This is a genomic window from Rhizobium sp. AP16 (assembly GCF_000281735.1).
GTDB lineage: Bacteria > Pseudomonadota > Alphaproteobacteria > Rhizobiales > Rhizobiaceae > Rhizobium > Rhizobium rhizogenes.
In genome coordinates, this window is record NZ_AJVM01000023.1 from 1 (window position 1) to 21,934 (window position 21,934).

At 59.6% G+C, this 21,934-nt stretch carries 23 protein-coding genes; 18 read left to right on the top strand and 5 right to left on the bottom strand.

All coding sequences use genetic code 11. From position 1 onward, the window contains the following. The 3 genes from PMI03_RS11075 to PMI03_RS11090 all read left to right on the top strand — a co-directional run. On the top strand, positions 1-252 hold a 252-nt coding region (locus PMI03_RS11075; RefSeq protein ID WP_007692984.1), incomplete at its 5' end, for an aldo/keto reductase. A 193-nt stretch (positions 253-445) separates the two neighbouring features. Beyond that, on the top strand, positions 446-1,279 hold the full coding sequence (locus PMI03_RS11080) for an FkbM family methyltransferase (RefSeq protein ID WP_007692986.1): 834 nt from the start codon (positions 446-448) through the stop codon (positions 1,277-1,279). A 366-nt stretch (positions 1,280-1,645) separates the two neighbouring features. Further along, positions 1,646-2,062 carry a hypothetical protein gene (locus PMI03_RS11090; protein WP_007692990.1) on the top strand — a complete coding sequence of 139 codons (417 nt, stop codon included), beginning with the start codon at positions 1,646-1,648 and terminating at the stop codon, positions 2,060-2,062. Between the two features lie 167 nt (positions 2,063-2,229). Here PMI03_RS11090 and PMI03_RS11095 read toward each other — a convergent pair whose 3' ends face one another. After that, a complete protein-coding gene (locus tag PMI03_RS11095; RefSeq protein WP_007692991.1) occupies positions 2,230-3,297 on the bottom strand; it encodes a hypothetical protein in 1,068 nt (355 codons plus the stop codon). A 353-nt stretch (positions 3,298-3,650) separates the two neighbouring features. Here PMI03_RS11095 and rpsF point away from each other — a divergent pair, with 353 nt between their 5' ends. The 4 genes from rpsF (at position 3,651) to rplI (ending at position 6,112) form a co-directional block, all read left to right on the top strand. Next, positions 3,651-4,103: a 30S ribosomal protein S6 gene (gene rpsF, locus PMI03_RS11100; protein ID WP_007692992.1), complete on the top strand. Its 453-nt coding sequence runs from the start codon at positions 3,651-3,653 to the stop codon at positions 4,101-4,103. Between the two features lie 13 nt (positions 4,104-4,116). Next, entirely contained in the window at positions 4,117-4,365 is a 249-nt protein-coding gene (gene rpsR, locus PMI03_RS11105) for a 30S ribosomal protein S18 (RefSeq protein ID WP_004122103.1), read from the top strand. Between the two features lie 161 nt (positions 4,366-4,526). After that, entirely contained in the window at positions 4,527-5,510 is a 984-nt protein-coding gene (locus PMI03_RS11110) for a DUF2232 domain-containing protein (protein WP_007692997.1), read from the top strand. 20 nt (positions 5,511-5,530) lie between these two features. Continuing rightward, a complete protein-coding gene (rplI, locus tag PMI03_RS11115) occupies positions 5,531-6,112 on the top strand; it encodes a 50S ribosomal protein L9 (protein WP_007693003.1) in 582 nt (193 codons plus the stop codon). Between the two features lie 104 nt (positions 6,113-6,216). Here the strand turns inward: rplI and PMI03_RS11120 are convergent, their stop codons facing one another. The 3 genes from PMI03_RS11120 to PMI03_RS11130 are packed head-to-tail and all read right to left on the bottom strand — an operon-like array spanning position 6,217 to position 9,409. Next, the gene (locus PMI03_RS11120; protein WP_007693004.1) at positions 6,217-7,281 is read right to left on the bottom strand and encodes an HlyD family secretion protein; all 1,065 of its coding nucleotides are present in this window, start codon (positions 7,279-7,281) and stop codon (positions 6,217-6,219) included. 17 nt (positions 7,282-7,298) lie between these two features. Next, positions 7,299-8,957: an MFS transporter gene (locus tag PMI03_RS11125; RefSeq protein WP_007693005.1), complete on the bottom strand. Its 1,659-nt coding sequence runs from the start codon at positions 8,955-8,957 to the stop codon at positions 7,299-7,301. An 8-nt stretch (positions 8,958-8,965) separates the two neighbouring features. Next, on the bottom strand, positions 8,966-9,409 hold the full coding sequence (locus tag PMI03_RS11130; RefSeq protein WP_007693006.1) for a MarR family winged helix-turn-helix transcriptional regulator: 444 nt from the start codon (positions 9,407-9,409) through the stop codon (positions 8,966-8,968). Positions 9,410-9,752: 343 nt separating this feature from the next. On the opposite strand from PMI03_RS11130, the gene PMI03_RS11135 reads away from it, so the two are divergent. Both PMI03_RS11135 and alr read left to right on the top strand, forming a co-directional pair. Beyond that, on the top strand, positions 9,753-11,249 hold the full coding sequence (locus tag PMI03_RS11135; protein ID WP_007693007.1) for a replicative DNA helicase: 1,497 nt from the start codon (positions 9,753-9,755) through the stop codon (positions 11,247-11,249). A gap of 113 nt (positions 11,250-11,362) precedes the next feature. Further along, positions 11,363-12,526 carry an alanine racemase gene (alr, locus tag PMI03_RS11140; RefSeq protein ID WP_007693009.1) on the top strand — a complete coding sequence of 388 codons (1,164 nt, stop codon included), beginning with the start codon at positions 11,363-11,365 and terminating at the stop codon, positions 12,524-12,526. A 6-nt stretch (positions 12,527-12,532) separates the two neighbouring features. On the opposite strand, the gene PMI03_RS11145 is transcribed toward alr, so the two are convergent. Further along, the gene (locus tag PMI03_RS11145) at positions 12,533-13,168 is read right to left on the bottom strand and encodes a LysE family translocator (RefSeq protein WP_007693011.1); all 636 of its coding nucleotides are present in this window, start codon (positions 13,166-13,168) and stop codon (positions 12,533-12,535) included. Positions 13,169-13,322: 154 nt separating this feature from the next. Here PMI03_RS11145 and radA point away from each other — a divergent pair, with 154 nt between their 5' ends. The 9 genes from radA to pip all read left to right on the top strand — a co-directional run bounded on the left by radA (position 13,323) and on the right by pip (position 21,885). Continuing rightward, on the top strand, positions 13,323-14,726 hold the full coding sequence (radA, locus tag PMI03_RS11150) for a DNA repair protein RadA (protein WP_007693013.1): 1,404 nt from the start codon (positions 13,323-13,325) through the stop codon (positions 14,724-14,726). 93 nt (positions 14,727-14,819) lie between these two features. Continuing rightward, complete coding sequence (locus tag PMI03_RS11155; RefSeq protein ID WP_007693015.1) at positions 14,820-15,431, top strand: CvpA family protein; 612 nt, start codon at positions 14,820-14,822, stop codon at positions 15,429-15,431. 165 nt (positions 15,432-15,596) lie between these two features. Beyond that, positions 15,597-17,081: an amidophosphoribosyltransferase gene (gene purF / locus PMI03_RS11160; protein WP_007693016.1), complete on the top strand. Its 1,485-nt coding sequence runs from the start codon at positions 15,597-15,599 to the stop codon at positions 17,079-17,081. Between the two features lie 70 nt (positions 17,082-17,151). Beyond that, positions 17,152-17,892, top strand: a complete 741-nt coding sequence (locus PMI03_RS11165; protein ID WP_007693018.1) for an SDR family NAD(P)-dependent oxidoreductase — start codon at positions 17,152-17,154, stop codon at positions 17,890-17,892. A 212-nt stretch (positions 17,893-18,104) separates the two neighbouring features. After that, on the top strand, positions 18,105-19,496 hold the full coding sequence (gene cysS / locus PMI03_RS11170) for a cysteine--tRNA ligase (protein WP_007693020.1): 1,392 nt from the start codon (positions 18,105-18,107) through the stop codon (positions 19,494-19,496). Continuing rightward, on the top strand, positions 19,493-19,972 hold the full coding sequence (locus tag PMI03_RS11175; protein WP_007693023.1) for a GFA family protein: 480 nt from the start codon (positions 19,493-19,495) through the stop codon (positions 19,970-19,972). Before cysS ends, PMI03_RS11175 begins: the two co-directional genes overlap by 4 nt. Next, on the top strand, positions 19,969-20,460 hold the full coding sequence (locus PMI03_RS11180) for a GFA family protein (RefSeq protein WP_007693025.1): 492 nt from the start codon (positions 19,969-19,971) through the stop codon (positions 20,458-20,460). Before PMI03_RS11175 ends, PMI03_RS11180 begins: the two co-directional genes overlap by 4 nt. Beyond that, a complete protein-coding gene (locus tag PMI03_RS11185) occupies positions 20,453-20,929 on the top strand; it encodes a GFA family protein (protein WP_007693032.1) in 477 nt (158 codons plus the stop codon). The genes PMI03_RS11180 and PMI03_RS11185 overlap by 8 nt, the downstream gene beginning before the upstream one ends. Then, positions 20,926-21,885: a prolyl aminopeptidase gene (gene pip, locus PMI03_RS11190; protein ID WP_007693033.1), complete on the top strand. Its 960-nt coding sequence runs from the start codon at positions 20,926-20,928 to the stop codon at positions 21,883-21,885. The genes PMI03_RS11185 and pip overlap by 4 nt, the downstream gene beginning before the upstream one ends. Positions 21,886-21,934: the final 49 nt, after the last annotated feature.

Here is a 21,934-nt window from a genome sequence, read left to right on the forward strand (position 1 = left end):
GGCGGCCGCCTGCAGCCGTTGCAGGAACCGGCGGTCAAGGCCTATCTCGAGATCGCCGCCAAGCACAATCTCGACCCGTCGAAGCTGGCGATCGCCTATTGTCTCACCAAGCCCTTCATGGCCTCCGTCATCATCGGCGCAACGTCGATTGCCCAACTCGAGACCGATATCGGCGCAGCCAACGTGACGCTGTCGGAAGAAGTATTGGCAGAGATCGAGAAAGTGCATCGGGTGTATCCGCTGCCAATGTAATCTCCAGGGATAAGGCGCCTTGCCCGTTTTCGGGCGAGGCGCAACGACGGCCTTGGATAACAGCTGCCCACCTGATTTTGCTTTGCGCACGCTATGAGAGCTGCCCGCGCCCTGATTGTCGCGCATAAGTATTGATCGATACGTAAAGTTACTTTAGTCTGATCTGACTTATAATCTCATCTGGATAGTCAGAATGTTCGATGTAAGAAAACTTACTTTTTCCAGCATGGCAGCTATTTTCGATAGATTTCACAGCAATAAATCTATGCAGAGAATGATATTCAATGCCATTCGTCTGAACCGGCCCCAGATATCAGACATCATCTTGAATGAAGACGTCAGATTTATTAGTTATTGCTTATCAAGGAGGGAGCGGTCCAAAGCCCAGATCATGCAGGATTTATGGGTCTGTTTTGAGCTGTCGGAAAAGAGAAACGGGTTTTTCGTGGAATTCGGTTCAACCAATGGACTGAAAAACAGCAATACTTGGCTGCTCGAAAAGAAATTCGACTGGAACGGTATCCTGGCCGAACCCAATCCAATCTGGCACGCGGATCTCGCGGCCAACAGAACAGCCGCTATCGAGCACAAATGCGTCTCTTCGAAATCCAACGAGATTGTCACGTTTATCGCGACCGATGAATCCGATCCCGAACTGAGCGCGATCGCCGATTTCGCCAAGGGCGACCACTTCTCCGACGTTCGCAGCCAGGGAAAGCACATCCAGGTGGAAACCATATCCCTGGACGATCTGCTGGAAAAATATCAGGCACCGCCCACCGTAGACTATCTGTCGATCGACACGGAAGGCAGCGAGCTGGACATATTGTCCGCCTACAGCTTCGACCGGAAATTCGATCTCATATCGGTAGAGAACAATCCAAAGACGGAAAAAGCGATACAAGGGCTGCTGGAGAGCAAGGGATACAAGAGAGTATTCGAGCAATTCTCCCAATGGGACGGCTGGTATGTCTCCGGCAGGCTTCGGGACGGAAAAAAGATCGAGATAGCGGCACCGTCATCTTGATATGCTGGTGGGTCGCATCTGCGAGACCACTTCCCGACCTTCAATGTTTGAGTTCTTGCACCATGGGCAGTTCTCTTTCATCGCCACCCGCCCGGCGACACTCGCCACCCGATATAGGACAATTTCTAGCACAAACATGAATTTCGATAGTTATTTCATCGAAATCGATCGACACATTTCAGATTTCATATATAAAAAACTGCACAATTCACTCTAAGAAAGATATGTTTTCTTACAGTTTACACTGACATGAAGAAAACAACCCAATATCCATTATTCTAAACCAGGAAATTATCAGCTTTAAACCTTAATTATACTGAAACTGATATTTGACCGGAACATCCCCCTAAAAGAGAGGTTCTGGGAATGCGTCGGCTCCAATATGCAATCTGGGCAATTACCTTCAGCGCGACTACGGCCATCTCGTCTATGGCGTGGGCTGATGGCTTCGAAAACATCGTCATCTCCTCAGCCAAGGGCGCAGAGACATCCGAAGACACTTTTGCCCCGGATACCGCCAAAATATTCGTATCGGCCGACCTGACAGATGACATCAAATCGGGATCGACGATCACCGTATCCTGGATAGCCGTAGATACCGCCGGAGCGGCTCCACCGAATTACAAGATCGACGAAGTGAGCTTCGATATCAAAACGAATGAAAATCAGGTCGATTCGTCGATCACCAGGCCGAACAGTGGTTGGCCCATCGGCACCTACAACATCACATTCTCGGTCGATGGCAAGCCGATGGAGACCTCCGACTTCTCCATAGAAGAATAAACCCCTGACCTGGCCAGCGTCTTTGCGCCTGGCCAAGTCAGGGAAAGTGCCTTGGTTCATCGGTTCGAAACATACGCGTCACAGCAAACTTCACGGACATACGTATTGCCATAAGTGACGAAAGCACCCTTCGGGATCTCTTTGCTTTTTCTCAATCGCTGGAACAGCTAAGAATAGATATTCTTGCCATAAACACCCCTGACGGTGACGGCAAAAAGTGCGTCGGAAGTCAGATGAATGGCCAGGGGAGTCTTTGAATTTTGAACGAATGATCGTGCGGTCTCAAAATTCTTGTAAGTGGCAATCTCAATATATTGCTTGCCATACTTGTTTTCGTCGAATTCACGCACCCATACTGATGTGCGGCGCAGATAGCCGGCTTTGTCACCGATCAACACTTGGTACCAGTCCCCGTTGCGACCGACGATCTCCAAGCCGCTTCCATTCGCAAAAGTCGCAATTGTCCGTGATCGTATATCGCGGCTCGCCTTTAAGGAGACTGATCCCTGGTCATCTTGAATAAGTCCGTTTCGAGCGACCGGAATTTGCGGCAACGATGGCTTTTTGCTTGGTGCCAACGTCTTATTCGCGTTGGCTACTGGGGGCTCATTCGATGACGATTCGGCTTCAAAATCCTGCACTTCCTGCAATGACATCGTTGTCACCCGGAACTGCGTCATTTCGCTCGATGACAGATAGCGGATATCGTTGCTGTCGTATTTGAGAGCAAGTTGCAGCAGGCTGGGATCGACGCCCATCTCGGTCATGTAGGAAATCACGTCGGCTGTCTGCACCTGAATAGCCGCAACGGCGTCCTCCACATTCATTCCTCTGGTATCGTCAAATGAAGATTTGTGAACGCCGATTGAGCCCGGCTCGGCAAAACGATTTATCCCACCTAGAAATGATAGGGAACAGGCCGAGGCACAGACCAAGTCCCGCACGGCGACGGTGTTCAGTCCCAGAGATCGGATCAGACGGCCAAACTCCATGGCTTTGTAGACATTCCCACCACCGCTATCGAAGCTGACAGAAAGCGCGTGGTTAGAAAGAACCTTGCTGCGAAATACGCTCAAGTCGTCATCAGCATCAAACCTGCCGGCCACCACGATAAAATTATCGCCATCCTCTGTCGTCCCAACGTCGTAGCTTAGCCGTGCCGCAGCATCATTCGCGATGAGGGCAAGCCCGAAAACAAGACTTGCTGAAGCGAACTTTCTTTTTGAGATATTCACGAACCCACCCCCTGCACTACCCCATCAGCATGAATTCCATAGCTGCTATCGTTTCACAAGCGGCACCAACACGTAGCCAAATGTGTTTCACTCTTGGCCTCCCCTTGCCTTTCCCGCAAAAATCCGTATAAGCCGCCGTGTTCGCAACCCGGTCTTCTGGCTGGTGGCTGAACGGAGGGCCGGTTTTCCTTTGGGAAGATCGTCGGAACGGAAGCGTTCCAGCCTCCCGTGTCTCCGCTCTCGACCGTCTCGGAAACGCTTTTCTTGCTTGGGGTTATCCCTCTCAGGAGCAGTCGTTGAGGCTTAGCCGCTAGAGCCCGGGTGCAGATCAACGCAAGAAAGGCGAAGCTATCATGGCTCTTTACGAACATGTATTCCTTGCCCGACAGGATATTTCCGCACAGCAGGTCGATGCCCTCGTAGAACAGTACAAGGGTGTTATCGAAGCTAACGGCGGTAAAGTCGGGCGTATCGAAAACTGGGGCCTCAAGTCCCTTACCTATCGCATCAAGAAGAACCGCAAGGCTCATTACGCCCTGATGGACATCGATGCACCGGCCGCTGCCGTCCACGAAATGGAACGTCAGATGCGTATCAGCGAAGACGTCCTGCGTTACATGACGATCGCTGTTGAAAAGCACGAAGAAGGCCCGTCTGCGATGATGCAGAAGCGCGACCGCGACGACCGTCCGCGCCGCGATGGCGACCGTCCGGAGCGCAGCTTCGGCGACCGTGATCGTGGTCCGCGCCCGGACCGTGGTGATCGTGAAGACCGTCCGCGCCGTCCGCGCGAAGATCGCGTATAAGGAGATTTGAGAAATGTCTGAAGTTTCCTCCGCACCGGTTCGCCGTCCGTTCCATCGCCGCCGCAAGACCTGCCCGTTCTCGGGCGCCAATGCGCCGCGCATCGACTACAAGGACGTCCGTCTCCTGCAGCGCTACATTTCCGAGCGTGGCAAGATCGTTCCGTCCCGCATCACGGCCGTTTCCCAGAAGAAGCAGCGCGAACTCGCCCAGGCGATCAAGCGCGCCCGTTTCCTCGGCCTGCTGCCTTACGTCGTCGCTTAATTCAAGCCGACGCTGCATGATTTGAGGGAAGGCATTCGTGCCTTCCCTTCTCCCTTTCGCGGTGGGCGCGGATCGGAACTCTAAACCCCATGTTGGGGACGGCTTTTGGACCAGAGTGTCGGAAGCATCCTCTAACTGCTCATACGAAGCAGGACAGCGACGTGAAAAATTTGAACGCTAAAGTGCTGGCTATCGGCGCCCTCGCCGGTTTTACCGCTGCCTTACTCGTGTATGGCGCGACGGTACAGCCGTTGCTGTTCATCCTATTTGGCGCGCTCTCCGCCCTCCCTATTCTCATTGTCGGCCTCGGCTGGGGCAACATTGCCGTCATCACCGCCGTCGTTACGGCCGGCATTGTCGGCGCGGTCGGCCAGTCGCCGTCCTTCGGGCTTTTCGCCGTACTCATGGCGCTGGTGCCGGCCTGGCTCAGCCACCTGGCCAATCTCGCACGTCCCGCCTCCGAACTCGGCGGCCCCGAGCATCTGACGGCCTGGTATCCGCTCTCGGACATCATGCTGCATCTCTGCGGCCTTGCCGCCGCCGTCATCGTCATCGTCGGCGCGATCATGGGCTACAACGCCGATCTCGTCGGTCAGGTGGTCGATGCCTATGTCAGCGTCATGAACCAGCAGCCGCAGCCCGAGCTTCAGCTCAATCCGGCGGTGATCGACAAGACCAAGTCGCTGATGCTCTACGCCATTCCCCTCGTCTGGGGCATGATTTGGGTCATGATGCTGCTGGCCGCCTACTACATGGCCATCCGCATCGTCGCAGCCTCCAGCCGCAACCTGCGCCCGCGCGAGGACATTCCCTCTGCGCTGCGCATGAACCGCAACGCGATCTTCGTCTTTCTCGCGGCTGTTGTCGCCATGTTCTTCGGCGGCATCCCGGCCTTGATCGGCGCCGCCACGCTTGGCGCCTTCGGCGCCGGCTTTATCGTTTCCGGCTTCGCTTCGCTGCATTATCGCACGCGTGGCAAGGACTGGCGCATTCCCGTGCTGATCCTCTGCTACCTGACGTCGCTGATGCTGACGGTGCCGCTCTTCATCATCCTTGTTCTCGGGCTCTACGATACGCGCAAGGCGATCGCGCTCACCCCGAACAAGAATGCCGAAATACCCAAACAACCAGACACGAAAATCTGACATCTGAAAGGAACACTAAAATGGAAGTCATTCTCCTGGAGCGCATCTCCAAGCTCGGCCAGATGGGCGAAGTGGTTAAGGTTCGCGACGGCTTTGCCCGTAACTACCTGCTGCCGCTCGGCAAGGCGCTCCGCGCCAACGCCGCCAACAAGACCCGTTTCGAAGCTGAGCGTGCAACGCTCGAAGCCCGTAACCTTGAGCGCAAGAGCGAAGCCCAGAAGGTTGCCGACGTTCTCGGCGGCAAGTCCTTCATCGTCGTTCGCTCGGCTGGCGAAACCGGCCAGCTCTACGGTTCGGTCGCTGCCCGTGACGTCGTTGAAATCCTCGCTGCTGAAGGCTTCAACATCGGCCGTAGCCAGGTTCACATGAACACGCCGATCAAGGCCATCGGCCTGCACGCCGTTGCGATCGGGCTTCATGCTGAAGTCGAAATCACCGTCGAGCTCAACGTTGCCCGTTCTGCTGAAGAAGCCGAACGTCAGACCAAGGGCGAAACCCTCACCTCCGCTGACGCCATCTACGGCATCGACGAAGATGCCCTGCGTCCGGAAGACTTCTTCGATCCGGAAGCCGACGGCAACGCCGAAGACGACGACGCATAATTTCCAGCCCCTCGCTGGATATCGAAAAGCCCGGATCTCACGATCCGGGCTTTTCTTCTTTGCGGCCATAGAAGCCGGGCCAACGTACGTTTCCCGGAATTGCTTCAGTCGTCGTTGACACCAACCTCCGGCTGGGAGTCCTTGTCGATCGAGACAACGACCGACATGCCCGGTGCCAGATCATCCGCCAGCGGTTGATCCTTGTCGATCTTGATCCTGACGCCGATGCGCTGCGCGACCTTGGTGAAATTGCCGGTCGCGTTGTCAGGCTTGATGACGGCGAATTCCGAGCCCGCCGCCGGCGAGAAGCGCTGGACGTGACCCTTGAGCTGGCGGTGGCCGAGCGCGTCGACCGAGATCGTCGCGGGCTGATCGATCTTCATACCGTCGAGCTGGGTTTCCTTGAAATTGGCGATCACCCAGATATCCTTGGGCACGAGACCCATGAGCTGCGTTCCAGCGGTCACATATTGGCCGAGGCGCACGCCGACTTCTCCGACACGCCCGTCCTGCGGTGCGACGATGGTCGCGTTCTGAAGATCGATCTCGGCAAGCTGCACGGCCGCTTCCGCGCCGCTGACGCCGGCCTCCAGCGAGGCGCGGTTGACGATGATCGTCGTGAGGTTCTGCTGCGATACGTCAAGGGCCGCCTTCGCCTGGTTGACCGATGCCTGCGCCTGTTGCAGCGTCGCCTGTGCCTGCTCGGAATCACTTGTCGTGGACACGCCCTTGGCCACCAGCGTCGTGACGCGATCTGCAGCAAGCTGTGCACGCTTCAGCGCGGCATTGGCGCTGTCGATCTGCGCCTGGCTGGAGGCGATGCCGGCCTTGGCGGCTTGCTCCTGCTGCTGCGAATTGGCAAGCGCCGCCTTCTGGCCGGCCAGCGTCGCGCGCGCCTGCGCCACCTTCTGCTGATAGATGCGGTCGTCGATCTTGGTCAGCACCTCGCCCTGCTTGACGAGCTTGTAGTCCTTGATCGGGACATCGGTGATATAGCCGCTGACCTGCGGGCTGATGGTGGTGACATAGCCTTTGACATAGGCATCGTCGGTCGTCTCGACAGAGCTTTTGAAGGGCGGCAGATGCCAGGCATAAAGCACCAGCATGACGCCGCCGACACCGGCAAGAACGGCAATGACTTCGATGGGGGAGCGAACGAGCCTCGACATGGCGCTATTTCATATCCTCAGGGGTTGGATGCTACGGTCTGCGGCCGATTGTCGGCCAGCCGCGCCTTGATGAAGCGGTAGAATACATGCAGCGAAAGTCCGGCAAGCGATACGACGGCGATTACGCCGGCAACCAGGAAAGCATCGGCATAGGCGAGCGTATTGGCCTCGCGGGTAACCTGCGCACCGAGCAGCGCCAAACCCTCGCCCTTCAAGAGCGCGCTGTCGCCGATCACCTTGCCGTAGGATGATGAAAGCTGGCTGACACGCTGGGCAACATGCGGATCGGTCAGCAGCACGCGCTCGGTCAGTACGGCGGAATGAAATTTTTCGCGGATAACGATCAGCGTTCCATAGAATGCCGAGGCGATCAGGCCGCCGATACTCTGCGTGAAGGTGAAGACCACGAAGAAGGTCACCAGATAAGGCGGACCTTTCGAAAAGGCCGCCTTGAAGCCCTCGGACATGGAAGGCGGCAGGAAAAGAGCCGCTCCCGCCGCGACCAGCGCCTGGCTGAGAAACATCTGCTCGGGCCGGGTCAACGTGGTGACCTGCGCATCCATGAAGGCGCCCGCCGCCATCATGACGAGCGCTGCAAACTGGATCTGCCAGCTCAGCCCATAGCGCATCAGCACCGTGCAGACGAGGCCGCCGAAAATCGTGAAAACCAGGATGATCCAATAGAGCATCGAGAGCTGGTCATAGAGCAGGCCAACGGCATTCTGATAGAACGTCATGATGATCGCACTCTGCTCGCCGAAGATGATGCGAAAGAGCAGAAGAATGCCGGTCAGATGCAGGATTGCCGGACTGAGCAGCCAGCGGACGTCGATCAGCGGCGTCGCCCTGCGCAGCTCTATGACGGCGGCGAGCGTCAGGCTGGCGATACTGATCGCCAACAGCACGCCAAGCCAGGGCACTTCCAACCACCAGTAAAGCCGCCCGACGGAGAGAACGACAGCCAGACAGCCGAAACCGATGGCGATCAGCAGATAGCTGATGATATCCCCGAAGACGATAACCTTTACGCGCGGCGGCGGCGTCAGCGGCAGCAGATAGATGATCGGCATGACCAGCAGCGCCAGTGCCATTTCCAGCGTATAGAGCCCGCGCCATTCACCGTAGTCGAGCAACGACGGCGAGACGAGGCGCGTGATGGGTGCGGCCAGCAATGTGTTCATCATCGCCAGGCTGACGCCGATGGTCATCTTCTTCGCCGGTTCGAAGGCTTCCAGCATGTAGAGAAAGCCGAGCGTCGAAAGCGGTGCCGCGGCAATGCCGCTCAGAAAGCGGACGACGATGGCCGATTGCAGGTCGGAGACGAAGAGATTGAGCAGCGAGGCGACGACGAAGCCGATAATGCTGACCTCGGCGAAATTGCGCACGCCATACTGCATGCGGATCTTCACCAGCGCGATGGCGAGACTGACGTTCGGCGCCATATAGGCGGCCGACAACCATACCGATTCGGTGGTCGTCGCAGCGATCGAACCTTGGATCTGGGTGAGATTGGCAAGAGCGAGATTGAGACCGAGGCCCTGCGTCAGGAAGAACATGACGGATGCAGCGATGTAGAGCAGCATCTTCCAGCCGGGCATGGGCGGTGGAGCAGCTTGAACAGCAGGTGCGGCGGCGGTGGCTTTCGCATTTGCGATCGGGCCTGGCTCACCGCTCATACGTCACCTCATGACTTGCCCACATTCTGCAGATTTGCAGTCATGGCACGGATGACCTTGAGAGCCATGCCGATATCCTCGTCCGGAATTCCCTGCAAGATATCCGCCCGCACGCCGCTGGCAAGAGCCTCCACTTCGGCGGCCACGAGTTTTCCGGATTCCGTCATGAAAATCTGCTTGGCGCGCCGATCCGACGGCACAGCGCGACGCTCGATGAAAGTCTGCGCCTCCATGGCGTCGAGAATGCGGACCAGTGTCGGGGTCTCAAGCTCGAGCTCGTCGGCGAGTTCCCGCTGATTGATACCATCACGGCGCGACAGCTTATGGAAGACCCGGGCTCTCGCCAATGTCATTCCATGCTCGCGCACCAGGCTGTCGAACGCCGCCCTAAGCTTCCGATTAAAAGCGGAAAGCTCGTCGAAGATTTCTCGGCGTTGTGGCTGACCCGGCATATACCTACTTTATATGATTAAAAACCTACCCTATTTCTAGGAAATAGCTGGATTTTTTCATTTTTACAAGGGCGACCGCCAGTTTACCGATGTATGCCGGGGCGGGCTGAGTTAAAATCATCGTCAGACATTCTGCATAAGTGATTCGCGCGTCGGCAATTCCATTGCAAGCCAGCGACAAAGACTTTTTTACTGCGGAGAGTTTGTCCCTGTGGATGAGTGGAACAACGTGAATAGCGCGAGCGAATTCGTCTCGCGCACCACGCCAACGCTCTTCTGCAATTGACCGTGACACCGGAACGTCGCAAACCATTCGGCACACCAAGAGACGAAGAGACGGAAAATGAACGAAGCTGCGCGCAACATTGCCGCCATTGCTCCCGCCGAAGCGCATTACCGCGAGGCGCCGAACAATATCGAGGCGGAGCAGGCCCTGCTCGGCGCCATTCTCGTCAACAATGACGCCTATTACCGTGTCTCCGACTTCCTGAAGCCCATCCATCTCTATGAGCCGCTGCATCGGAAGATCTACGAAGTGGCGGGCGACATCATCCGCATGGGCAAGACCGCCAATCCGGTGACGATCAAGACCTTCCTGCCGGCCGACGACAAGGTCGGCGACATGACCGTAGCGCAATATCTTGCCCGCCTCGCCACCGAAGCCGTGTCGATCATCAATGCCGAGGACTACGGCCGCGCCATCTATGACCTTGCCCTGCGCCGCGCGCTGATCACCATCGGCGAGGACGTGGTCAACATCGCCTATGACGCACCGCTCGACATGCCGCCGCAGAGCCAAATCGAGGACACCGAGCGCCGGCTGTTCGAGCTTGCCGAAAACGGCCGCTACGACGGCGGCTTCCAAGCCTTCAACGACGCGGTAGCGCTGGCGATCGACATGGCGGCCGTCGCCAAGGAACGCGATGGCGGCCTGTCGGGCATTTCCACCGGCATTCATTCGCTCGACAGCAAGATGGGCGGCCTGCAGCGCTCTGACTTGATCATCCTCGCCGGACGTCCCGGCATGGGCAAGACATCGCTTGCCACCAACATCGCCTATAACATCGCCGCCGCCTTCGAAGGCGAAGTGCAGCCGGACGGCTCCACCAAGGCGAAGAACGGCGGCGTTGTCGGCTTCTACTCGCTGGAAATGTCGTCCGAACAGCTCGCCACCCGTATCATCTCCGAGCAGACGGAAGTCTCCTCGTCGAAGATCCGCCGCGGCGACATCAACGATGCCGATTTCGAAAAGCTGGTCGCCTGCTCGATGATGATGCAGAAGGTGCCGCTTTTCATCGACCAGACCGGCGGTATCTCCATCGCCCAGCTGTCTGCCCGCGCGCGGCGCCTGAAGCGACAGCGCGGCCTCGATGTTCTCGTGGTCGACTACGTTCAGCTGATGACCGGCTCGGGGAAATCGAACGAGAACCGCGTCCAGGAAATCACCCAGATCACCACCGGCCTGAAGGCGCTCGGCAAGGAACTGAACGTTCCTATCGTCGCACTCTCTCAGCTCTCGCGCGCGGTCGAAAGCCGCGACGACAAGCGGCCGCAGCTGTCTGACCTTCGCGAATCCGGCTCGATCGAGCAGGACGCCGACGTGGTGCTTTTCGTGTTCCGTGAAGAGTATTATGTCAAGAACTCCGAACCACGCGATCCGGCCGATCCGAAATACGCCGAATGGGAAGCCCTGTTCGAAAAGGTGAAGGGCACGGCCGATGTCATTATCGCCAAACAGCGCCACGGGCCGACCGGTACGGTGAAGCTCGCCTTCCAGTCGGAATTCACCCGCTTCGCCGACCTCGCCGACCCATCCTTCTCCCCCTACGAGGAGCATTGATGACGGTCGCTCACGGCACATATGTGCAGTGCAGCACTTTCTCTTTGCAGCGATGATCACTATCCTGGCCGGAGCAACAGTCCCCTCCGGCCATTTTTCGTTCAGGCGGTTTCATGACAGATAGTTTCGACGACAATGACGCTTTCGCCGCTGCCGGCCTGCGGCTGACGGTCGATCTGGACGCCCTTGTCGAGAACTGGCGCGACATGGCGCACCGCTCGGGACGCGCCCGCACCTCAGCCGTCGTCAAGGCGGACGCCTATGGGCTCGGGATCGAGGATGTCGGTGAGGCGCTCTATCTGGCCGGCGCCCGCGATTTCTTCGTTGCGACCGCCGATGAGGGCGCGACATTGCGGCTCTACGCTCCTGATGCACGCATCTTCGTGCTCTCCGGCATCTGGCCTGGCATGGAGCGCGTCTTCTTCGAAAACGATCTCGTTCCCGTCATAGCCTCGGAAGAGCAGCTCACCTTCTGGATGTCGGTGCTGTCGGATTATGGCGACTACCCTTGTGCGCTACAGGTCGACACCGGCTTCAACCGACTCGGCCTGCCGATGGAGGATGCGCTGGCGCTTGCCGACGACGTCTCCCGCCCGGCAAGCTTTGCGCCGGTGCTGGTCATGAGCCACCTTGCCTGCGGCGACGATCCCGCCAATCCGATGAACCGGCAGCAACTGGAAGCTTTCCGCAAGGTGAGCGCCGCCTTCGAAGGCATCGAGGCGAGCCTTGCCAATTCCGCCGGCATCTTTCTCGGCCCGGAATATCATTTCGATCTTACCCGTCCGGGTATCGCCACCTATGGCGGCGAGGCAGTCCCCGGTATCGCCAATCCGATGCGCCCGGTCGCGACAGCCGAAGCGCGGATCATCCAGACCCGCTTCGTAAAAGCCGGCGAAACCGTCGGCTATGGGCGGGCGATGCAGCTTACGCGTGACAGCCGTCTGGCGATCGTTTCCGCCGGCTATGCCGACGGCTATATGCGCGGCCAGTCGAGCGGCGGCGTACCGCTGCGCCAGACCGACCTGCCCGGCGGCCATGGCTTCATCGCCGGCCACAGGGTTCCTGTTGCCGGCCGCATCACGATGGACCTCACCATCTTCGACATCACCGATCTGCCGGACAATCTCGTCCGCGCAGGCGACTATGTCGAACTCTTCGGCAGCAATATTCTCGTGGACGACGCGGCACGGGCAGCCGGTACGATCGGCTACGAAATGCTGACGAGCCTGGGGCTCCGGCATGAGCGACGGTATGTTTCGGAAGAGGCTGAGGAATAGCCGATCTCAGCGCGTGCTGATCGCCAGGCGGACGCCCAAGGCCACGAACAGCGCGCCAAGCCCACGATCCAGCCACAAGCCGACGCTTCGATTGCGCCGCAGCGCCTCAGTGAGACGGCCGCCGAGGAGGATAAGCGGCGGCTCGATGAAGGCGGCGACCACGATGATGAGACTGCCGTGCAGCAGGAGCTGCGCCCAGACCGGACCGGCGCCTTCAACGACGAACTGCGGCAGGAAGGCGAGAAAAAAGATCGCTACTTTCGGGTTGAGCAACGACACGAAAATACCCTGCCGATAGATCCGGCTCCACGGCAATGTCTTGCCCGTCTCCTTGATCCAAGCACCCTCGCCCTTCGAGCGCAGCGCCTGAATACCGAGCCAGATGAGATAAGCGGCCCCCGCCCATTTTATTGTCGAAAAGGCGATCGCGGAGGCGGCCAAGATTGCCGACAGCCCGGCGGCCGCCATGAGCACATGCAGACACGCGCCGCTCCATATGCCAAACAGTGCAGCAAAACCTGAGCGTATGCCGCTTCTGACCGTATGGCCCAGAATGAAGGCGATGTCCGGTCCCGGCGACAGATTGAGAAGTGTCGCTGCGGATAGAAACGCGATCCAGTGTGCAAGCGAATAGTCGAACATCGGTCATCATCCATCAAAAAGCTGGCATAAGCCTGACACGATCGCCGTTGATGCGGAAATCATTAGTTTTGATAGGCCGCGAAAGACATTATCTGACAGCCGATCGCGATTCGCTTTGAAGAGCGAAGCATTCGAACATTGAGAACAGCATCCGATGGCAAAAGCCCGTACACAATTCATCTGCCAGAACTGCGGCACGATCCACAATCGCTGGGCGGGAAAATGCGACGGCTGCGGCGAGTGGAACACCATCGTCGAGGAAGATCCGATGGGCGGCATCGGCGGCGGTCCCGCCAAGGTGCCGAAGAAGGGTCGAGCGGTGACGTTGACGGCGCTGTCCGGCGAAATCGAGGAAGCGCCGCGCATCTATACGGGCATCTCCGAGCTTGACCGGGCGACCGGCGGCGGTTTCGTGCGTGGTTCGGCCGTGCTGGTCGGCGGCGATCCCGGCATCGGCAAATCGACACTGCTGATGCAAGCGGCTGCCGCCCTTGCCCGGCGCGGACACAAGATCGTCTATGTCTCCGGCGAAGAAGCGGTGGCACAGGTTCGCCTCCGCGCCCAGCGGCTGCACGCCGCAGACACCGACGTGATGCTGGCCGCCGAAACCAATGTCGAGGATATCCTGGCGACGCTTGCCGAAGGCAAGCGGCCGGATCTTGTCATCATCGATTCCATCCAGACGCTGTGGAGCGAGCTTGCTGAATCCGCGCCCGGCACGGTGACGCAGGTACGCACCGGCGTGCAGGCGATGATCCGCTTTGCCAAGCAGACGGGCGCCGCGATGGTGCTGGTCGGCCACGTCACCAAGGACGGCCAGATCGCCGGCCCGCGCGTCGTCGAGCATATGGTCGATGCCGTTCTCTATTTCGAAGGCGATCGCGGCCATCACTACCGCATCCTGCGCACAGTCAAGAATCGCTTCGGCCCAACCGACGAGATCGGCGTTTTCGAAATGTCCGATATGGGCCTGCGCGAAGTGGCCAATCCGTCCGAACTCTTTCTGGGCGAACGCAATTCCAAATCGCCGGGTGCCGCCGTCTTTGCCGGCATGGAAGGCACGCGGCCGATATTGGTCGAGGTACAGGCGCTGGTCGCCCCGACATCGCTCGGCACGCCGAGGCGCGCCGTCGTCGGCTGGGATTCAGCGCGGCTATCGATGATTCTCGCAGTTCTCGAGGCGCATTGTGGCGTGAGGCTCGGCCAGCACGACGTCTATCTCAATATTGCCGGCGGTTATCGCATTTCTGAGCCGGCTGCCGACCTTGCCGTCGCTTCTGCACTGGTTTCCTCCCTGGCCGGTATTGCCCTTCCCGCCGATTGCGTCTATTTCGGCGAAGTCAGCCTGTCGGGCGCCGTCCGGCCGGTTGCGCACACCGGCCAGCGCCTCAAGGAAGCCGAGAAGCTGGGATTTTCAGCAGCGCTTCTCCCGACTGCCTCCGCCGACCTGCCGAAAGGCAATGGCGGACGCTGGAGCGAGATCGACAGCCTGCCGGATCTGGTGGCGCGCATTGCCGGATCGAAAGGCGCGCTCAAGCGTGCGGAAGACGAAGACTGAGCCTTACTTCAGCCGTTCTTGACGGCAAGAGAGGCGCATAGTGAGGCCGATGGCAGCCGTGCTTGGCATGGCAAGTCTTGGAGTGGATTATACATGCCCATTACGATTTTCGACGGTATTGTTATCGGCGTCATCCTGTTCTCCGCCGTTCTGGCCATGGTGCGCGGCTTTTCGCGCGAAATCCTCTCGATCGTCAGTTGGGGCGGCTCGGCCGTCGCCGCCTACTATCTCTATTCGCTGCTCGTACCCTATGCGCTGCGCTACACGGCAGACACGCGTATCGCGACGATCGCCTCTGCCGCGGTCATCTTCCTCATCGCACTGATCATCATTTCCTTCATCACCATCAGGATCGCCGATTTCATCATCGACAGCCGCATCGGCGCGCTGGATCGTACGCTCGGCTTTCTGTTCGGCGCCGCCCGCGGCCTGCTGCTGATGGTCGTCGTCGTCGCCTTCTGGAACTGGCTGGTCGCGCCGCCTGCCCGTCCTGATTGGGTCAACAACGCGAAATCGAAGCCTTTCCTCGATTCGATGGTCGAAAAGCTGAAATCCGCGCTTCCTGAGAACGTTCAGGCGATGCTCCCGGCCGAGATCATCAACAAGATCGCGCCGAATCAACAGCAGTCGCAGCCGCAGGATGGTGGCGCCGCGAACGATACGGCACCGTCCGACGACGCACCTGCGCCGCAAACGAATAACTAACAGTGCGTTTACAGGCTTGACCCGCCGGGCGATAATCGCCATGTGAACGCCATGAAAACCGAAGATCCGGCCCGATAATCTTTCCGGCCGGATTTTCAGCTATTTTTGCATTCAGTAGCGATGCCGCCCCGACCCACCCATGTTGAGAGCAAAGGTCCTGCAGCCATGACCCATTCCCTTTCCATCGAGGATGATATCGACGGCGATACGCTGCATGAAGAGTGCGGCGTATTCGGCATTCTAGGCCATCCCGATGCGGCAACGCTGACGGCGCTCGGCCTGCATGCCCTGCAACATCGCGGCCAGGAAGCAGCCGGCATCGTCTCCTTCGACGGCCAGCGCTTTCATTCCGAACGGCGCATGGGCCTCGTTGGCGATCACTACACCGACCCTGCCACGCTGGCCCGCCTTCCCGGCGACCGGTCGATGGGCCATGTGCGCTACTCGACGACCGGCGAAACCATCCTGCGCAACGTACAGCCGCTGTTTGCCGAACTCGAAGTGGGCGGCATCGCGATCGCTCACAACGGCAATTTCACCAACGGCCTGACCATGCGCCGGCAGTTGATCGCCGACGGTGCGATCTTTCAGGCGACGTCAGACACCGAAGTCGTCCTCCATCTCATTGCCCGCTCCAAGCAGGCCTCCTCCTCCGACCGCTTCATCGATGCGATCCGCCAGATGGAAGGCGGCTATTCAATGCTCGCGATGACGCGCACCAAATTGATCGCAGCGCGCGACCCGATCGGCATTCGGCCGCTGGTGATGGGCGAACTCGACGGCAAGCCGATCTTCTGTTCGGAGACCTGCGCGCTTGATATCATCGGCGCCAAATACGTCCGCGACATCGAAAACGGCGAAGTCGTCATCTGCGAGATCCAGCCGGACGGTTCGATCACCATCGATGCCCGCAAGCCGGAAGTCTCTAAGCCAGAGCGCCTTTGCCTGTTCGAATATGTCTATTTCGCCCGTCCCGATTCTGTGGTCGGCGGCCGCAACGTCTATGTCACCCGCCGGAACATGGGCATCAACCTTGCCAGGGAAGCCCCCGTCGAGGCCGATGTCGTCGTGCCGGTGCCGGATGGCGGCACGCCGGCGGCCATCGGCTATGCGCAGGAAAGCGGCATTCCCTTCGAGCTCGGCATCATCCGCAACCACTATGTCGGCCGCACCTTCATCGAGCCGACGCAGCAGATCCGCGCTTTCGGCGTCAAGCTCAAGCATTCCGCCAATCGCGCTATCATCGAAGGCAAGCGCGTCATTCTCGTGGATGATTCCATCGTGCGCGGCACCACCTCGGTGAAGATCGTGCAGATGATCCGCGATGCCGGCGCCCTTGAAGTGCATGTGCGCGTCGCCAGCCCGATGATCTTCCATCCGGATTTCTACGGCATCGACACGCCGGACGCCGAAAAGCTGCTCGCCAATCAGTACAACAGCCTGAAGGCGATGGGCGATTTCATCGGTGCCGACTCGCTGGCATTTCTGTCGATCGACGGCCTCTACCGCGCCGTCGGCGGCACGCCGCGCGACAATGCGCAGCCGCAGTTCACCGACCACTATTTCACCGGTGACTATCCGACCCGCCTGCTCGACCGGGAAAGCACCAGCAATGTGCGCAAGCTCTCCATGCTTGCCAGCAACGGCTGACCCCGGTAACTGCTGACAAGGGGCGTTTCTTCGCCCCTTTCCTTCCCTAGAGCATTCGGATCCAGGCAGCATGAGCGTCAATCTCAAGGACAAGATCGCCCTCGTTACCGGCGCATCGCGCGGTATCGGCTATTTCACCGCTCTGGAACTGGCCAAGGCCGGCGCGCATGTGATTGCCTGCGCCCGCACGGTGGGCGGCCTTGAGGAGCTTGACGACGCCATCAAGGCTGTCGGCGGGTCCGCAACGCTCGTGCCTTTCGATCTTGCCGACATGAACGCGATCGATGCGCTCGGCGCGTCGATCTTCGAGCGCTGGGGCAAGCTCGATATTCTCGTCGCCAATGCTGGCGTGCTCGGCGTCATCTCGCCGATCGGCCACATCGAGGCCAAGGTGTTCGAGAAAGTGATGACCGTCAACGTCACCGCGACCTGGCGGCTGATCCGCTCGGTCGAGCCGCTGTTGATGCGCTCCGATGCCGGCCGCGCCATCATCCTGTCGTCGGCCGCGGCCCATCGCTGCCGGCCCTTCTGGGGCGCCTACTCGGCCTCCAAGGCCGCCGTCGAGGCGCTTGCCCGCACCTGGGCCGGAGAAACCCAGAGCACACCGCTGCGCATCACCAGCATCGACCCCGGCGCCACCCGCACCGCCATGCGCGCCCAGGCTATGCCGGGCGAAGATCCAGATACGCTGCCGCATCCCCGCGACGTGGCTCAGGCCATCGTGCCGCTCGCCGGCCCGAATGTGACCGAAACCGGCAAACTCTTCGTCGTGCGCGAGAACAAGCTCGTCGATTATCGGACGCCGGAATAATCGCTCGCTGGGTCCCTATCCTGGCTCTTGACCAATCACTGTAGTCGAGCGATAAAGCCTGCCATGAAAACGGTTATCTGCATTATCTGCCGGAAAATTATTCGCTAGCGCTTCGCTGGCCTGGCCGTTTTCGTCTCCCAAAATCCAAGATGACAAACGCCCCGGCCTGCCGGTGACGATATTTTTCGGATTTATGCCTTTGGGAGAATGAAATGGGTACCGAGCCACAATTGAAGCTGTACAACACGCTGACGCGCGAAAAGGTCGACTTCCAGCCGATCGATCGCGAGAACGTGCGCCTGTATGTCTGCGGCCCGACTGTCTATGATTTCGCCCATATCGGCAATGCACGCCCGGCCATCGTCTTCGACGTGCTGTTCCGGCTGCTCAGGCAGGTCTATGGCGAAAACCACGTTACCTATGCGCGCAACATCACCGACGTCGACGACAAGATCAACGCGAGGGCACTGCGCGATCATCCTGGCCTGCCGCTGAACGAGGCGATCCGCCTGGTCACCGAGAAGACCGAGACGCAGTATTATCAGGACACGACTGCCCTCGGTTGCCTGGAGCCGACGGTGCAGCCGCGGGCGACGGACAACATCGCACAGATGATCGAGATCATCGAGAAACTGATCGCCAGAGGCCATGCCTATCAGGCGGCGGGCGAAGTATTGTTCGACACAAAGTCCATGGCCGATTACGGCCAGCTCTCGAAGCGCAATCTCGATGAGCAGCAGGCCGGCGCCCGCATCGCCGTCGACGCCCATAAGAAGAGCCCCGGCGACTTCGTACTCTGGAAGCTATCCGCCGAGAACGAGCCCGGCTGGGAAAGCCCCTGGGGCCGCGGCCGTCCGGGCTGGCATATCGAGTGCTCGGCCATGAGCGGACGCTATCTCGGCGACGTCTTCGATATCCATGGCGGCGGTCTGGACCTAATCTTCCCGCACCATGAAAACGAAATCGCCCAGTCGCGTTGCGCCCATGGCACGGACGTGATGGCGAATGTCTGGATGCACAACGGCTTCCTGCAGGTCGAAGGCCGCAAGATGTCGAAGTCGGAAGGCAATTTCGTCACCATCTACGAACTGCTGCAGACGGAGAAACTCGGCGGCCGGACCTGGCCAGGCGCGGTGCTGCGGCTTGCCATGCTGATGACGCACTATCGCGAACCGATCGACTTCTCCGTGAAGCGACTGGAAGAGGCCGAAAGGCTTCTCGCCAAGTGGCCAGCGGCGGATATCGGTAATGCCAAGCCGGACGCCACCGTGCTGGTCGCCCTTGCCGACGACCTCAACACCGTCGTCGCTATTCAGGCGCTGCATGCCCTGGCGCAAGCCGCCAATGCCGATGCCAGCATCTTGCCCGTGTTTGCGGCAAGTGCTGCATTGCTCGGTCTGCTGCCCGAGAAGGTCGAGATGGATGATGCCGTCGCTTCGGAGATCGATGCACGGGTGCGAGCACGTCTGGAACTGCTGAAAGCGAAGAACTTTGCCGAGGCAGACAAGATCCGAGACACCCTTCTGGCTGAAGGCATTCAGCTAAAGGACGGCAAGGATCCGGCAACGGGCGAGCGCATCACGACCTGGGAGGTCAAGCGGTGAGTGTGACCTACACCGGCGGCTGTCAATGCGGTGCGGTTCGTTTCCGGGTGCGGGGCGAGCTCAAGGACGCGTCGATCTGTCATTGCCGGATGTGTCAGAAGGCCTTCGGCGCCTATTATGCACCACTGGTCTCGACGCGCGGTGCCGAGCTTGTCTGGACGCGGGGGGAGCGGAAGACGTTCCGGTCGTCGAATTTCGTCGAGCGGGGTTTCTGCGGCGATTGCGGCACGCCGCTGACTTATGAGGCGCCGGATGGCATAGCGGTCGCGGCGGGCGCCTTCGATGATCCGGCGCTATTGCCGCCGGTGGTGCAGTTCGGCACGGAAGGCAAGATCGGCTTTGTCGACGGCCTGCATCTGCTGCCCGGCCACCGGACGGAAGAGGATGCGGAACAGGCGCCCTTTGTGCTGGAGCTTGTGTCCTATCAGCATCCGGACCACGATACGACAGCATGGCCACAGGAGACGGGTCAATGACCAAGGCGGCGGGATATAGCGGTGGATGCCAATGCGGCGCGGTTCGCTATCGTACCGCCGGTGCGCTCGGCTATCCGCATCTCTGCCATTGCCGCATGTGCCAGAAGGCATCCGGCAACTATGCCCTGCCGCTGGGCAGTGCCAAGTTTACGGACTTCGAGCTGACGCGCGGCGAGCCCTCGTGGTTTCATTCGTCCGACCTCGTGCGCCGCGGCTTTTGCGGCACCTGCGGCACGCCTCTGTTCTATGATATTCCCGGCGCGGACTCCATCAATGTGACGCTTGGTTCGCTGGACGAGCCGATGGCGGTGCAGCCCGTTGCGCAATCGAACCTCGCGGGAAAAATGCCGTGGTTCCATGCGCTGGATGTGCTGCCGGTGGAAGCGGATGAAGATGAGGCTGACCGCACCGAGGCGATCCGCGCGTCCAACCATCAGCATCCCGATCACGATACCCAAACCTGGCCACAGGAGAAGAGCCATGACTGAAGTCACCAGAAGCGGAGGATGCCAGTGCGGCGCGGTGCGGTTTCGCATTCGCGGTGAACTCGGACGCCCCTCGATCTGCCATTGCCGCATGTGCCAGAAACAGTTCGGCAGCTTCTTCTCCGCTCTGGTGACCGCACCGGACGGTAAGCTGGAATGGACGCGCGGCGAGCCGACCTATTTCCAGTCCTCGGTCAACATCGAGCGCGGCTTCTGCAAGAATTGTGGCACGCCGCTGACCTATCGCCATCCCGGCGGCCTGGAGATCGCCATCGGCGCCTTCGACGAACGCGACGATCTGGCGCCGCAGATCCAGGTGAACCACGCTTCGCGCCTGCCCTGGGTCGAAACCATATTCCAGCAGCCGGTACATCAGGATCCGGATTTTTATGCCCAGCAGGAACGGATCATTTCCTTCCAACACCCCGACCATGACACCGACGTGTGGCCCTCGGAAGGGCTGAAAATATGACGGAAGTTTTGCGCACGCTTTACCCGGAAATCGAGCCCTATGCCTCCGGCTATCTCGATGTCGGTGACGGCCATGTCATCTATTGGGAACGCGCCGGCACGCCTGGCGCCAAGCCTGCCGTCTTCCTGCATGGCGGCCCGGGCGGCGGCATCTCGCCGAGCCATCGCCGTCTGTTCGATCCGGCGCTCTACGACGTGACATTGTTCGACCAACGCGGCTGCGGCAAGTCCACGCCGCATGCGGGGCTCGAGGCCAACACGACCTGGCATCTGGTCGATGATATCGAGCGGCTGCGCGCAATGGCGGGTGTCGACAAGTGGCTGGTGTTCGGCGGCTCCTGGGGATCGACGCTGGCGCTCGCCTATGCGGAAACCCATCCGGGGCATGTTTCGGAACTGGTCGTACGCGGCATCTATACGCTGACCAAAGCCGAGCTCGACTGGTATTATCAGTTCGGCGTCTCGGAAATGTTCCCGGATAAGTGGGAGCGCTTCTTAGCGCCGATCCCGCCGGAAGAACGCCACGAGATGATGCTCGCCTATCACCGCCGGCTGACGCATGAGGACAAGGCGGCACGTCTCGAGGCCGCCAAGGCATGGTCGCTCTGGGAGGGCGAGACCATCACGCTTCTGCCCGACCCTTCGACCAGCACGCCGTTCGAAGATGCGGAATTCGCGCATGCCTTCGCGCGCATCGAGAACCACTTCTTCGTCAATGCCGGCTGGATGGACGAAGGCCAACTGCTGCGCGATGCCTACAAGCTGAAGGACATTCCCGGCGCTATCGTTCATGGCCGCTATGACATGCCCTGCCCGGCAAAATATGCCTGGGCGCTGTACAAGGCATGGCCGAAAGCGGAATTTCATCTGATTGAAGGCGCAGGCCATGCTTATTCCGAGCCCGGTATCCTCGACCAGCTGATCCGCGCCACCGATAAGTTTGCAGGGAAGATCTGAGCCTGAACGATACCTCTCCCCGCCCCTTCGACAAGCTCAAGGTGAGGAG